Annotated in this window: 14 protein-coding genes; 12 read left to right on the top strand and 2 right to left on the bottom strand. The window is 63.2% G+C overall.

Translation table 11 applies throughout. The annotated features are described in order from the left end of the window. Positions 1-205 precede the first annotated feature (205 nt). From infC to NKJ91_RS05800, 7 genes are all read left to right on the top strand, one after another. Positions 206-742, top strand: a complete 537-nt coding sequence (infC, locus tag NKJ91_RS05830; protein ID WP_023677573.1) for a translation initiation factor IF-3 — start codon at positions 206-208, stop codon at positions 740-742. A 202-nt stretch (positions 743-944) separates the two neighbouring features. Beyond that, on the top strand, positions 945-1,586 hold the full coding sequence (locus NKJ91_RS05825; RefSeq protein ID WP_023677574.1) for a methyltransferase family protein: 642 nt from the start codon (positions 945-947) through the stop codon (positions 1,584-1,586). A 191-nt stretch (positions 1,587-1,777) separates the two neighbouring features. Further along, positions 1,778-1,981: a 50S ribosomal protein L35 gene (rpmI, locus tag NKJ91_RS05820; RefSeq protein ID WP_006201248.1), complete on the top strand. Its 204-nt coding sequence runs from the start codon at positions 1,778-1,780 to the stop codon at positions 1,979-1,981. A gap of 147 nt (positions 1,982-2,128) precedes the next feature. Beyond that, entirely contained in the window at positions 2,129-2,530 is a 402-nt protein-coding gene (rplT, locus tag NKJ91_RS05815; RefSeq protein ID WP_006201247.1) for a 50S ribosomal protein L20, read from the top strand. A gap of 96 nt (positions 2,531-2,626) precedes the next feature. Further along, positions 2,627-3,712 (top strand): phenylalanine--tRNA ligase subunit alpha, encoded by a 1,086-nt coding sequence (gene pheS, locus NKJ91_RS05810; protein WP_352454791.1) that lies wholly within the window; start codon positions 2,627-2,629, stop codon positions 3,710-3,712. A gap of 106 nt (positions 3,713-3,818) precedes the next feature. Next, positions 3,819-6,227 carry a phenylalanine--tRNA ligase subunit beta gene (gene pheT / locus NKJ91_RS05805; protein ID WP_352454790.1) on the top strand — a complete coding sequence of 803 codons (2,409 nt, stop codon included), beginning with the start codon at positions 3,819-3,821 and terminating at the stop codon, positions 6,225-6,227. Positions 6,228-6,264: 37 nt separating this feature from the next. Beyond that, a complete protein-coding gene (locus NKJ91_RS05800; protein WP_352454789.1) occupies positions 6,265-6,867 on the top strand; it encodes a nucleotidyltransferase family protein in 603 nt (200 codons plus the stop codon). Positions 6,868-7,138: 271 nt separating this feature from the next. On the opposite strand, the gene NKJ91_RS05795 is transcribed toward NKJ91_RS05800, so the two are convergent. After that, positions 7,139-8,134 carry an aldo/keto reductase gene (locus tag NKJ91_RS05795; protein ID WP_352451630.1) on the bottom strand — a complete coding sequence of 332 codons (996 nt, stop codon included), beginning with the start codon at positions 8,132-8,134 and terminating at the stop codon, positions 7,139-7,141. Between the two features lie 105 nt (positions 8,135-8,239). Between NKJ91_RS05795 and NKJ91_RS05790 the strand changes: the two genes are divergently transcribed. From NKJ91_RS05790 to NKJ91_RS05770, 5 genes are all read left to right on the top strand, one after another. Then, entirely contained in the window at positions 8,240-9,130 is an 891-nt protein-coding gene (locus NKJ91_RS05790) for a LysR family transcriptional regulator (RefSeq protein ID WP_352454788.1), read from the top strand. A 60-nt stretch (positions 9,131-9,190) separates the two neighbouring features. Beyond that, positions 9,191-9,769, top strand: coding sequence for a cytochrome b (locus tag NKJ91_RS05785; protein ID WP_352451628.1), 579 nt, complete (start codon positions 9,191-9,193; stop codon positions 9,767-9,769). 68 nt (positions 9,770-9,837) lie between these two features. Beyond that, entirely contained in the window at positions 9,838-10,413 is a 576-nt protein-coding gene (locus tag NKJ91_RS05780) for a YceI family protein (RefSeq protein WP_352451627.1), read from the top strand. A 181-nt stretch (positions 10,414-10,594) separates the two neighbouring features. Beyond that, the gene (locus tag NKJ91_RS05775) at positions 10,595-11,581 is read left to right on the top strand and encodes a Gfo/Idh/MocA family protein (RefSeq protein WP_352454787.1); all 987 of its coding nucleotides are present in this window, start codon (positions 10,595-10,597) and stop codon (positions 11,579-11,581) included. A gap of 55 nt (positions 11,582-11,636) precedes the next feature. Beyond that, a complete protein-coding gene (locus NKJ91_RS05770; RefSeq protein ID WP_352454786.1) occupies positions 11,637-13,295 on the top strand; it encodes an FAD-binding dehydrogenase in 1,659 nt (552 codons plus the stop codon). Positions 13,296-13,460: 165 nt separating this feature from the next. On the opposite strand, the gene NKJ91_RS05765 is transcribed toward NKJ91_RS05770, so the two are convergent. Then, positions 13,461-14,207: a GntR family transcriptional regulator gene (locus NKJ91_RS05765; RefSeq protein ID WP_023677587.1), complete on the bottom strand. Its 747-nt coding sequence runs from the start codon at positions 14,205-14,207 to the stop codon at positions 13,461-13,463. Positions 14,208-14,272 lie beyond the last annotated feature (65 nt).

The following is a 14,272-nucleotide window of genomic DNA, read 5'->3' as shown; positions in this document are numbered from 1 at the left end:
CCTCACGCCGGTCTTTTGGCACAGCAAGGCATTCAACGAAAAGTGCTCCGCCCTTTCTTCGCTTGGTGCAGAGGAGCATTCCATCGGGCAGGTGATTTCCTGAGAATGCTGTGCTATTGACTCCGACCGCGCGCTCACCACATTGCGCGTTCGCAATTCTGAACTGAAGAACCCCTTAACGAAACGGCTCAAGGAGACCACGACCATTCGCAGACCTTTCAAAGCAGCGGCGCCCACCAAGGAAGGCCCGCGCTCCAACCGTGACATCCGGGTTCCCCGGGTCCAGCTAATCGACGCCGAAGGCCAGAACCGCGGCGATGTCTCCATCAACGACGCATTGCTGCTCGCCGAAGAGGCGGGGCTCGATCTGGTCGAGATATCGCCCAATGCAGTGCCGCCCGTCGTAAAAATCCTCGATCTCGGCAAGCTGAAATACGCCAACCAGAAGAAGGCGGCCGAGGCGCGCAAGAACCAGAAGGTCATCGAGATCAAGGAGATCAAGATGCGCCCGAACATCGACAGCCACGACTATGAGACCAAGATGAAGGCCGTCCGGCGCTTTTTCGAGGAAGGCGACAAGGTCAAGCTGACATTGCGCTTCCGCGGTCGCGAGATGGCGCATATGGAACTCGGCATGCAGCTTCTGAACAAGGTTCGCGAGGAAGTGGCGCCCATCGCCAAGGTCGAAGCCGAACCGAAGCTCGAAGGCCGCCAGATGATGATGGTGCTGGCGCCCCGCTAAAGCGCGTTGCGCTTTAGTTCTGTTTTGTGCATGTCGTTGTCGCAAAACCGCTGCGCACTTTTGGGCGACGTGCATAAAATCCGCCTGAATCATGTTGCAAGGCGTCCCGGCGATCGGCGGGGCGCCTGTTTTCTTGACCAGACGCTGCGATCGCCGGCGAGAGCAACGACGCTCTGGTTCCCTCGACGATCGGATTCCCGACATGGTCAATGACGTCAAGCATTCGGAAGCCAAATATGGGCTGGGCAGCTACCAGCACACGCGCAGGATGGTGCTTGCCGTCGTCGTCGTCGTCCTGTTCGCGATGCTTTTGTTCGGGCAGTCGGTTTTTCCGCCCGATACGCCTGTGCATGAAACAATCGAAATGGTTGGCGTCGTGCTGATCTTTCTCGGCATTGTCGGACGCTTGTGGTCGACGCTCTATATCGGCGGTCGCAAATCCTCCGAAGTGGTGACCGGCGGACCGTATTCGATTACGCGCAACCCACTCTATGTCTTCTCTACTTTAGCTGCCGCCGGTGTCGGCGCACAGATCGGCTCCATCACCGCCACGATCGGCTTTGGAGCGCTCTGCGCGGGTGCCTTTTACATCGTTATCCTGCGCGAGGAGAAATTCCTCAAGCAGGCTCTCGGCGCGCCATACCAGGCCTACCTGGCGAAAGTGCCGCGCTTCTTCCCGAAACTGTCGCTGTATCAGGAAGGCGACACCGGCAGCTTCAAGCCGCGCCTGCTGCGAACCACGCTGCTGGACGGGCTGGTGTTCCTCGTTGCCTTGCCGGCTTTCGAACTGATCGACGGCGCCCAGCAGTCCGGCATATTGCCGGTGCTGTTCCGTTTCCCCTGAGTACAGTGTTGCTGAGTACAGTGTTGCTGAGCACGGGGTGTTGCACGCGCTCCCGCTTTGACGTATAGGACCGCCGTTCCCAAAAAACCGCCCGGCAGGGCATGCCGTGGCGGTTTCATTTGCTTTTCGGGCTTTGGTCGGCCTGAAGCGAACAAAAAGCGCATTGGTGCGCATATAAACGGAGTAGCAAAATGCCCAAGATGAAGACCAAATCGGCCGCCAAGAAGCGGTTCAAGATCACAGGTACGGGTAAAGTTCTGTCGGCTGCGGCCGGCAAGCGTCACGGCATGATCAAGCGTTCCAACAAGTTCATTCGAAATGCCCGCGGCACGATGGTTCTGGCTGAACCGGATGGCAAGAAGGTCATCAAGAATTTTCTGCCGAACGGCCTCTAGGGCATGATGCCAAAAAGTTGCAGACTTTTTGGAAACATCATGCGCCAAAATAAGAGCATTCGGTCTGGACACGCATTTGTTTTACGCAATTCCGAACGGAAAACCGCCAGGCACTTTTCCTGGAATTGCTTTTAAGGAGATCATGACATGGCACGCGTAAAGAGAGGCGTCACCTCGCACGCCAAGCACAAGAAGGTCCTGAAAGCCGCCAAGGGTTTTTACGGCCGTCGCAAGAACACCATCCGCATCGCCAAGCAGGCGGTGGAAAAGTCGCTGCAGTACGCCTATCGCGACCGCAAGAACCGCAAGCGCTCGTTCCGCGCGCTGTGGATCCAGCGCATCAATGCGGCGACGCATGAGCATGGCCTGACCTATGGCCGTTTCATCGACGGTCTCAACAAGGCCGGGATCGAGATCGATCGCAAGATCCTGTCGGACATGGCCATCCACGAGCCGCAGGCCTTCGCCGCACTCGTGGCCAAGGCCAAGGTCGCGCTCGAATACCTGAAGAATACCACGCCGAATGCTTTTGAAAGCGCTGTCGCTTAAGACCAGCGCTTCCCAAGCTATTCGACACTTGATTTGGGAAACCCGCGCTGGCAGGGCTGGCGCGGGTTTTTCTTTGCTTCCAATCGGATCCGGAACATGAGTGACATGGAAACTCTCGAAAATTCCCTGATGGCCGAGATCGCCTCGGCCGCCGACGAGCATGCGATCGAGGCGGTGCGTGTCTCTGCCCTTGGCAAGAAGGGCTCGGTTTCCGAGATGCTGAAGACACTCGGCTCGATGAGCGCCGAGGAGCGACAGGTCAAAGGCCCGGCAATCAACGGCCTCAAGAACCGCGTCACCGAGGCACTTTCGGCGCGCCGCGCCGAGCTGAAAGATGTGGCGATCACGGCACGGCTTGCCGCCGAGAAGGTCGACGTCAGCTTGCCGGTCAGGCAATCGCCGGCCGAGCGCGGCCGCATCCATCCGATCAGCCAGGTTATCGACGAGATCGCGGCGATTTTCGGCGATCTCGGCTTTGCCATCGCCGAAGGTCCGGACATCGAGACCGACTATTACAATTTCACCTCGCTGAACTTCCCGGAAGGCCACCCGGCGCGCGAGATGCACGACACGTTCTTCTTCCAGCCGGACGAGCAGGGGGAGCGCAAGCTTTTGCGCACCCACACCTCGCCGGTGCAGATCCGCACCATGGAGATGCAGAAGCCGCCGATCCGCATCGTCATTCCCGGCAAGACCTACCGGCAGGATTCCGATGCCACCCACTCGCCGATGTTCCATCAGGTCGAGGGGCTGGTGATCGACAAATCGGCCAACGTCGCCAACATGAAATGGGTGCTGGAGGAGTTCTGCAAGGCCTTCTTCGAAGTGCCGAGCGTCAAGATGCGCTTCCGGCCGTCCTTCTTCCCGTTCACCGAGCCCAGCCTCGAGGTCGACATCCAGTGCGACCGTTCGCGGCCCGGCGAGGTGCGCTTCGGCGAGGGCTCGGACTGGATGGAGATCCTCGGCTGCGGCATGGTCCACCCCAATGTGCTCCGTTACGGCGGGCTCGATCCCGACGAATACCAGGGCTTCGCCTGGGGCATGGGCATCGACCGCATCGCCATGCTGAAATACGGCATGCCGGATCTGCGCGCCTTCTTCGACGCCGATGTGCGCTGGCTGTCGCATTACGGTTTTAGGCCGCTTGACATGCCGACGCTGTTCGGGGGCTTGAGCGCGTGACGACCGGGCCGCAGCAAATCCGCGGGCAGCTCGCCTTCCTGCACATGTCCGACGCGCGGCCGCATAGCTTCAAGTGCAGCGTGCCCAGACCAGACGGAACACAGTCATGAAACTCACCCTCTCCTGGCTCAAGGATCATCTCGAGACCGACGCCTCGCTGGCGGAAATCGTCGAGCGTCTCACCTCGATCGGCCTCGAGGTCGAGCATGTCGACGACCGGGCGAGCCTGGCCCCCTTCGTCATCGCCAAGGTGCTGACGGCGGTCCAGCATCCCGACGCCGACCGGCTTCGCGTGCTGACCGTCGACACCGGTGACGGCAAGCCGCCGGTGCAGGTCGTGTGTGGAGCGCCGAACGCCCGCGCGGGCCTGATCGGCGCCTTTGCAGCACCGGGCACCTATATTCCTGGCATCGACGTGACGCTGACCGTCGGCAAGATCCGCGGCGTTGAAAGCCACGGCATGATGTGCTCCGAGCGCGAGCTCGAATTGTCCGAGGAGCATGACGGCATCATCGACCTTCCGGCCGATGCGCCGGTCGGCACCAGCTTCGCCGCCTATGCCCATCTCGATGATCCGCTGATCGAGATCAATCTGACGCCGAACCGGCCGGATGCGACCAGTGTCCATGGCATCGCCCGCGATCTGGCGGCGAGCGGGCTCGGCACGCTGAAGAGCGCGCCGATAGAGCCGATCCCCGGCAAGGGCGAGACGCCGGTCAAGGTGACGATCGAAGCGCCGGAGCTCTGTCCCGGCTTTGCGCTGCGCCTGGTGCGCGGCGTCAAGAACGGACCGTCGCCGAAATGGCTGCAGCAAAGGCTTCTCGCCATCGGCTTGAGGCCGATCAGCGCGCTCGTCGATATCACCAATTACGTCACCTTCGACCGCGGCCGGCCGCTGCATGTCTTCGACGCTGCGAAGGTCACCGGCAATCTCGCCGTGCGCCGGGCGCGTGATGGCGAAAAGGTGCTGTCGCTCGACGGCCGCGAATACACGCTGACGCCGGAGATCTGCGTCATCGCCGACCAGGACGGCATCGAATCGATTGCCGGCATCATGGGCGGCGAGCATTCCGGCTGCGACGAGAACACCACCGACGTGCTGATCGAGTCGGCGCTTTGGGACCCGATCACCACCGCCCGCACCGGCCGCACACTCGGCATCATCACCGACGCGCGCTATCGGTTTGAGCGCGGCGTCGACCCGGAAATGATGGTTCCCGGCTTGGAGCTGGCAACGAAGCTGGTGCTCGATTTCTGCGGCGGTACGCCGGCGCAAACCGAAGTCGTCGGCTATGCCGGCCATCAGCCGAAGATCGTCTCGTTCCCCCTGTCGGAAGTGAAGCGGCTGACCGGCATCGAAGTGCCGCGCGCGACAAGCCTCGACATTTTAGCCCGCCTCGGCTTCAAGCCGGAGGGCACGGGCGATGTCGTCAATGTGGCGGTCCCGTCCTGGCGGCCGGATGTCGACGGCAAGGCCGACCTGGTCGAGGAGGTCATGCGCATCCACGGCGTCGACAATATCGCGCCGCAGCCGCTTGGTTCGCACGATGCGGTCAACGCCAGGATCCTGACTGTGCTGCAGATCCGCACCCGCGCCGCCAAGCGGGCGCTTGCCGTGCGTGGCATGATGGAGGCCATCACCTGGTCGTTCGTTCCGGCAAAACACGCCGAATTGTTCGGCGGCGGCCAGCAGGCGCTGAAGCTTGCCAACCCGATCGCCGCCGATATGTCGGACATGCGGCCGTCGCTGCTGCCGGGGCTGATTGCGGCAGCACAGCGCAATGCCGACAGGGGCATCGGCGATGTCGCGCTGTTCGAAGTGTCGGGCACTTACGAGGGCGACGGCGCCGACCAGCAGCGGCGTGTTGCCGCCGGCGTGCGGCGCGGCACCGCCAAGCTCGAGGGCTCCGGCCGCCATTGGGCCGGCAATGCCGGCGCCGTCGGCGTCTTCGATGCCAAGGCCGATGCGATCGCAGCACTCGAAGCCTGCGGCGCGCCGGTCGAGCGGCTGCAGATCGAGGCTGACGGCCCGGCCTGGTATCATCCCGGCCGCTCCGGCACGATCAAGCTCGGGCCGAAGGTAATTCTTGGCACGTTTGGCGAGTTCCACCCGAAGACGCTGGAGGGGCTTGACGTCTCCGGCCCGCTTTGCGGCTTCGAAGTGTTCATCGATACCGTGCCCGAGCCGAAGGCCAAGCCGACGCGAACAAAGCCGAGGCTTGATCTGTCCGCCTTCCAGGCGGTCAAGCGCGATTTCGCCTTCGTCGTCGACAAGGCGGTCGAAGCCGGCACACTCGTTCGCGCCGCCCTTGCCGCCGACCGAAAGCTGATTTCCGGCGTCTCGGTGTTCGATGTTTTCGAGGGTGCAGCGCTCGGCGCGGCGAAAAAATCGATCGCCATTGAAGTGTCGATCCAGCCGGTCGAAAAGACGCTGACCGATGAGGATTTCGAGGCGCTGGCCAAGCGCATCGTCGAGAATGTCGGCAAGCAGACCGGCGGCGTGCTGCGCGGCTGAGCTTGCGGACATATGACGAATCGCCGTCCAAAGGGCGATGGACCATTTGCGCTATTCAGGGCTGTCCTTCGAGGAACAGCGTGCAGTCTTTCTCGATATCGTCTCAGCCGATCCGCTGGTCGGTGAGACGCTGTCGCGGGTACGGGTGCTAGGCCTGCCGGACTGGCTGGTCGTTTCCGGCGCGCTTTACAACAGCGTCTGGAATCATCTGACCGGGAAGCCCTCGGGGTACGGCATCCGCGATGTCGACCTGTTCTATTTCGATGAGAGCGATCTGTCCTATGAAGCCGAGGACACGGTCATCCGCCGGGCGGCGAAGCAGTTCGAAGGACTGACGCTGCCGGTTGAAGTGCGCAACCAGGCGCGGGTGCATCTGTGGTTTGAGGCGCGCTTTGGCGGTTCCTATCCCAGACTGTCGTCGTCCGCCGAGGCGCTGTCCTATTTCGCTTCGAAAACCCATGCGGTCGGCGTTAGATTCGGCACCGATGGGCAACTCGCGCTCGTGGCGCCGTTCGGGCTCGACGACATCTTCTCGTTTCGCGTTACCCCGAACCGTGCACTGGATAATCGGCAGACGCACGAGATGAAGGGCGCGCGTGCCAGGGAGAACTGGCCGGAGATCAGTGTCGTGCCTTGGTAGGAAATGTCGGCGCGAGGCACCCCCTCTGCCCTGCCGGGCATCTCCCCCTCAAGGGGGAAGATCGGATGTCGCCTCGGCTTTCGCCAATCACCGGCGCCGGAAGGGCGGGCAGGGCGCGGGAACAGCCAATCTCCCCCCTTGAGGGGGAGATGTCCGGCAGGACAGAGGGGGGGTATCTCGCGCCCACGTCTCGCAATTATTTTGCATGGCGCGGCGCACGAAAAAGGGGTGTGCCGAAACGCCCCGTTTCGATTACGCCGTCGCTTGCCGTTCACCCGTTGACCAGCGCCAGCAGCTCCTCGGTATAGCGCTTGCCGACCACCTTTTCCGGCGACAGGGCGTCGCCGATGGATGCCACCTCGGCCTGGCTCAGCACGATATCGGCTGCCGCCGTATTCTGCTCCAGATGGCGCATTTTTCGCGCACCAGGGATCGGGACAATGAAGTCGCCCTGATGCAGCACCCAGGCGAGCGCCAGCTGCGCCGGCGTCACGCCCTTCCCGGCGGCCATCTTTTCCAGCACGGCGACGACCGCCGCATTGGCCGCCATGGCGTCGGCCTGGAAGCGCGGCAACCCGCGGCGCCAGTCGTCGGCGCCGAGAACATCGGGCTTGGCGATCGTGCCGGTGAGCAGGCCGCGGCCGAGCGGGCTATAGGGGACAAAGCCGATGCCGAGCTCGCGGCAGACGGCAAACACTTCCCCCTCCGGATCGCGGCTCCACAGTGAATACTCGCTCTGCACGGCGGCGATCGGGTGCACGGCATGCGCCCGGCGGATGGTCGCCGCACTCGCCTCCGACAGGCCGAGCGCCCGCACCTTGCCCTCGCGCACCAGCTCGGCCATGGCGCCGACCGTATCCTCGATCGGCACGTTGGGGTCGACGCGGTGCTGGTAATAGAGATCGATCACCTCCGTATCCAACCGCTTCAATGACGCTTCGGCCACGGCCTTGACATGCTCCGGGCGGCTATCGACACCGGCCATGCGCTCCATGCCGCTGCCTTCTTCGAGGATATTGAAGCCGAATTTGGTTGCGATCGTCACCTTGTCACGCACCGGCTTCAGCGCCTTGCCGACCAGGATCTCGTTCTCGAAAGGGCCATAGACCTCGGCCGTGTCGAAGAAATTGACTCCGATCTCGACGGCATGGCGCAGCGTGGCAATCGCCTCCGCCTCCGGTTGGCCACCATAGGCAAAGCTCATCCCCATGCAGCCGAGGCCGACCGGGTAGACGTCAAGTTCATTGCCAAGCTTGCGGGTTTGCATCACGTGTCTCCTTGTTGTGATGGTTGTGATGAGGCAGAGATAGCGTCTTGCATTGAGTTCGATAATCGGCTCTCATCTGTACGGGCTGTTCCAAGAAATAGATCAATGAAGCGAACCCATCTTTCACAGCTCGCGGTACTGGCAATGGTCGCCCAATGCGGCAGTTTTCGCGGCGCCGCCAAGGAACTGGCAATCGCGCCGTCGGCGGTCAGCCACGCGGTGTCCAGCCTCGAAGCGCGCCTCGGCGTGCGCCTTCTGGCGCGCAGCACGCGCAGCGTCGCACCGACCGAGGAGGGCGCGCAACTGCTCGAGCGCCTCAGGCCGGCGCTGTCGGAAATCGACCTGGCGCTGGAATCGGCGATCGAGGCGCGCGACCGGCCGGCCGGCAATCTCCGGCTGACCGTGCCGCGCACCGCGGCCCACCTGGCGCTGACGCCGAGGCTCAGCGCCTTTGCGGCTGCCTATCCCGACATCGTGCTGGAGATCGTCATCGAGGACCGCTTCACCGACGTCGTCGAGGGCGGCTTCGATGCCGGTGTGCGACTGGGCGAGAGCCTGCAGCGCGACATGATCGCGGTGCGCATCGGACCAGACCTTCGCGGCGCCGTGGTCGGCGCGCCAGCCTACTTCGAGACCATGCCAAAACCGCAGCATCCGCGCGATCTCGCCGCTCACCGCTGCATCCGCTTCCGCTTCTCCAGCGGCATTCTCTACCGCTGGGAATTCGAGCAAAACGGCGAGGAGATCGAGATACCGGTGCAAGGGCCGCTGATCCTCGACGAGGACCATCTGATTGCCAACGCCGCAGTCGACGGCGCCGGGCTCGCCTTCGTGTTCGAGGATTATGTCCGCGACGCGCTCGCCGCCGGCAAGCTCGTTCGCGTGCTGGAGGACTGGTGCCCGCGCTTCGACGGCTTCTTCGTCTATTACCCCAGCCGCCGCCAGATGCGGCCGGCGCTCAGGGCCGTTGTCGATTTTTTCAAGGTCGGCGAATAAGCCAACCCTCCCCACAAGGGAGAGGTGGAAGAAAGCCGACCTGGCATTCGTTCACCGACCATGTCAGCACTGCCCAAAAACCAGACGGCCGGCTACGGCTGGACGGCGATCATCCTTCACTGGCTGATCGCGGCGCTCTTTATTGGCCAGTTCGTGCTCGGCCTCGTCATGGTGCGGCTGTCCAGCCAGCGCACCGCCTTCGAGCTGATCCAGCTGCATAAATCCTTCGGCTTCCTGCTGCTTGGACTGGTCATCCTGCGCATCGCCTGGCGCCTTGGCAGACCGGCCCCGCCGCTGCCGCGCTCGGTCGGCCCGTTCGAGCGCCGGATGGCGCCGCTGGTCCATCTCGCGCTTTATGCGTTTCAGCTCGCTCTGCCGTTGTCCGGCTGGGCGCTGGTCTCGGTCTCGGTGCTGGAGATCCCGAGCGTGCCGTTCAATCTGTTCGTCATGCCCAATCTGCCGCTCGGTGAATCGGACACGGCAGAAAGCTTCTGGGCAGCGACGCACTGGTATCTCGCCTATGCGGGCATCGGACTTGTCGCTTTGCATCTCGCCGCAGCGCTGCGCCATCATTTCTGGCTGAGGGATACCGTGCTGACGCGCATGATCACGGCTTCGTCACATCACGACAGGGAATAGAGCGGACGGCTCATTCGTTGATGGGGCGAGGACGCAAGAAAGCGTTGCCTGCAAAGAGGGCCATTTCCATGTACGCGCGCATCTTCGGATTTGCGGCAGCCGCCGCTTGTTTTGCCATGCCTGTTTTCGCCGCCGTTGCCCTTGGCGAGGCGGCCGGCAGCTACACGATCAGCCCGGGGAGTTCCAGCATCCATTTCTCCATCGGCAAGCTCGGCGGCGGCGGGCTCGACGGTGCTTTCTCCCGCTTCAAGGGCAGTATCCTTATCGACAACAGCGATGTCGGCCGGTCCCAGGTCAATTTCACCATCTTCCCCGAAAGCGTCGGTACCGGCCAAAGCCGCATCGATGCCTTTCTCCGCTCGGACGCTGTTTTCGACGCGGCCAACAATCCGGAGATCCAGTTCCGTTCGACCAGCGTCAAACGCACCGGCGACACGTCAGCCCTTGTCACCGGCCGGCTGACGGCGCGCGGCAAGACTTTTCAGGAAAAATTCACGGCCGAGCTCGGCGGCCTCAGGGCGGGCGCGATAAAATTCCACGTCACCGGCAAGGTGCTGCGGTCGCGCTACGGCATGGATGTCGGCACGCCGATTTACTCCAACGTCGTCGATTTCGACATGACGCTGACCGGCAAGCGGGGATAGTCTTTGCAGGACCGAGCCACCTCTCCCCACTTCGTGGGGCGAGGAACCCAGGTTCCGCAAGGGCAGCGCCGGCATCCGGACAAGCCGCAGATGATCGCCCTGTTCGCCGCCATGCTCCCGCATTGGCTTTTCTCCTGAATTAGGGCAAACCTCCAGGCCTGCAATCGAGAGGAGAAATCTGATGTTCCGATGGGGAGTTTTGTCGACGGCCAAGATCGGCCGCGAGCAGCTTTTGCCGGCAATCGTCGAAGCGGAGAACGGCGTGCTGTCCGCGATTGCCAGCCGCGATCTGTCGAAAGCGCAGGCGCTGGGCGAACGCTTCGGTGCGCGCCACGCGTTCGGCTCCTATGAGGAGCTGCTCGCCTCCAGCGACATCGACGGCGTCTACATTCCGCTGCCGACCTCGCAGCATGTCGAATGGACAGCCAAGGCGATCGAGGCCGGCAAGCATGTTCTGGTCGAAAAGCCACTGGCGCTCGACGCCAAGGACATTCCGCCATTGATCAAGCTGCGCGATGCCAGGAAGGTGCTGGTCTGCGAAGCCTTCATGGTCGTCTACCATCCGCAATGGATCAAGGTGCGCGACCTCATCGCCAACGGCGCCATCGGCCGGCTGCGCCATGTCCAGGGCGCGTTCTCCTATTACAATGTCGACCCCAACAACATGCGCAACAAGCTCGATCTCGGCGGCGGTGCGCTGCCCGACATCGGCGTCTATCCGACGGTATCGACGCGCTTTTCGACCGGCAAGGAGCCGCTGCGCGTCCAGGCGACGATCGAGCGCGACAAGACATTCGGCACCGACATCTATTCCTCGATCCGCGCCGATTTCGGCGACTTCGAGCTGTCGTTTTACCTGTCGACGCAGATGGCGGCACGCCAGGTGATGGTCTTCCACGGCGAGAAGGGCTTCATCGAGGTGTTCTCACCGTTCAACGCCGGACTCTACGACCATCACCGCGTCGAACTGCACAACCAGAACCACAGCGAGGCGCAGGTTTTCCGCTTTCCCGGCACGCAACAGTACCGGCTGGAAGTCGAGGCCTTCGCGCGGGCTGCGCAGGGCGGCAAGGATCGTGTCTTCACCCTGGAAGAATCGGTGCTCAACCAGAAGCTCATCGATGCCATCTTCCGCGCCGGCGAGAAGGAAGGCTGGGAGGCAGTCTAGGCCGGCCGTGATCCCACAACGGGACCGGTTTTTGGACGAGATCATGGCCAAATAGATGCCCGACGAGGCGGATGTGATCATTGTCGGCGCCGGCCTTGCCGGCCTTGTCGCGGCGGCCGAACTGACTGCGGCCGGCAAGAAGGCCATCATTGTCGAGCAGGAGCCGGAGCAGTCGCTTGGCGGCCAGGCATTCTGGTCGCTCGGCGGCATCTTCCTTGTCGATTCGCCCGAACAACGGCGCATGCGCATCCGCGATTCGTATGAGCTGGCGCTCGAGGACTGGCTGGGCACCGCAGCCTTCGACCGCACGGAAGATCTCTGGCCGCGCCGCTGGGCCGAGTCCTATCTCGGCTTCGCCGCCGGCGAGAAGCGCTCCTGGCTCATGCAGCGCGGCCTGAAATTCTTTCCGGTGGTCGGCTGGGCCGAGCGCGGCGGCGGCAATGCCGTCGGCCGCGGCAATTCGGTGCCGCGCTTCCACATCACCTGGGGCACCGGCCCTGGCGTGCTCGAGCCGTTCGTGCAGCGCGTGCGCGAGGCCGAGAAACGCGGGCTGATCCGCTTCAAATTCCGTCACCGGGTTAACGAACTGACGCGGACGGGCGGCGTCGTCGACGGCGTGCGCGGCGACCTGTTGGCGGCGAGCGATGCCGAGCGCGGCCGCAAGAGCTCGCGCGAGATCACCGGCGATTTCGAGCTGAAGGCGCAGGCCGTCATCGTCGCCTCGGGCGGCATAGGCGCCAATCACCGGCTGGTCCGGGAGAATTGGCCGAAGCGGATGGGCGCGCCGCCGAAACGCATGATCACTGGCGTTCCCGATCATGTCGACGGCCGAATGCTGGCGATCGCCGAAGCCGCCGGCGGCCGGCTGATCAACCGCGACCGCATGTGGCACTATGTTGAGGGCGTCAGGAACTGGGCACCGATCTGGACCGATCATGCGATCCGCATCCTGCCCGGCCCGTCATCGCTGTGGCTCGACGCGCGCGGCAAGCGCCTGCCGGTGCCGCTCTATCCCGGCTTCGACACGTTGGCCACGCTCAGCCACATCATGAGCACCGGCTTCGATCATTCCTGGTTCATCCTGACCAAAAAGATCATCCGGAAGGAGTTCGCGCTGTCGGGCTCCGAGCAGAACCCCGATCTGACGGGGAAGAGCTGGCGCCAGGTGCTCGGCCGCGCCACCAGCGGCGTGCCCGCGCCGGTCAAGGCGTTCATGGAGAAGGGCGAGGATTTCATCGTCGAGCCTGATTTGCCGGCGCTGGTCGCCCGCATGAACGCAGTGGCCGGCTGCGAGCCGCTGCTCGAACTGGCGCAGGTTGAGCGCGAAATCCGCGCCCGCGACCGGCAGCTCGACAATCCGTTCTCCAAGGACATGCAGATTACTGCGTTGCGCGGCGCGCGAGCCTATCTCGGCGACCGGCTGATCCGCACCGCAAGACCGCACAAGCTGCTCGATCCCGCCAATGGTCCACTGATTGCCGTCAGGCTCAGCGTCCTGACCCGCAAGACGCTCGGTGGGCTGGAGACTGACCTCGACAGCCGCGTGCTGGGCGCCGGCGGCCAACCAGTCGAGGGGCTGTACGCGGCGGGCGAGGCCGCCGGTTTCGGCGGCGGCGGCATGCACGGCTATGCAGCGCTCGAAGGCACGTTTCTCGGCGGCTGCATCTTTTCCGGCCGCAGTGCCGGACGGGCGGCGGCATGCGCGGTGGGGTGAAACAAGGCCCGCCGGCGGCCGTTGCGCCAAGGTGGCGGGTCGCACCGAATGGCCAACTTCCCTTAGAGCATTTTGCAGCCAAATGGAATCATTTGGCGTCCGCATAAATGCGGCAAAACAGATAGTTAGAGCGGGTTACCGGTTCCAGGAGAACCGGAACCGGCTCTAGGCGAAGGGCTGCAAATTGACGTCTTGAAGCTTGGAACCGGCAAGCAAAGCCTCGAGCACCTGCTTCTTGAGAGACAGGCACTGCGAACGGGCAAGTTTGACGATGGCGGAAACCTCGCCTGCCTCGCAGGCAAGGACCAACTCCTTTTGCTGGGCGATGATCAACTGGGTGAAGTCGCGGGACTTGAAGCCGAGGTGGAGAACCCGCGCCGATTGGTCGAGTATCTGGTCCAGGAGATGCGCCAGTCGTAAATTTCCCGAGAGCTCCGCAAGGGCCAGACGAAAGGCACGGTCGGCCGCAAGGAAGGCGACGTGGCTGCGTAGCGTCTCCGGCTTCAGCACTTTTTGCGCTGCCAGCCTGACATCCTCGAGCCCGCGCTCGGTCATGTTCGATGCCGCCACCCTGAACACTTCCGGCTCGATCAAGCTGCGGACATCAAAGATCTCGTTGACATCCCGCAGGCTGAGCGTAGCTACGACGTAGCCCCGGCGCGGCTCGCTCCTGACCAGTCCTTCCTGCATCAGTCGGGCCAAGGCCGCGCGGATGGTCGCCTTTTTGATCTGGTATCGATCGCCGATCTGCTTCTCCGTCAGCGCTTCGCCGGGGCGCAGCACGCAGGCGATGATGTCGTTCCTCAGCTGCTCATATGCCTGTTCCCTGCGAAGGACGTCGGCGGCTGACAGTGCTGTCGCCTCAACCGTAGCCGGTCTTGCCGGTTCGGCGGTCAACTTCGTCGTTTTCATATTTTGTCCGTCTGGCTGTCCGATTGACGCTGGCCTCAGCATTCGCTAGCGTGAGCATCTCAGAT

Origin of the sequence: Mesorhizobium sp. M0040 (assembly GCF_040323505.1) — a bacterium.
In the GTDB taxonomy this organism is placed as follows: domain Bacteria; phylum Pseudomonadota; class Alphaproteobacteria; order Rhizobiales; family Rhizobiaceae; genus Mesorhizobium.
Note: the sequence above shows the minus strand (reverse complement) of the source record. Positions and strands in the feature narration are given on the sequence as shown.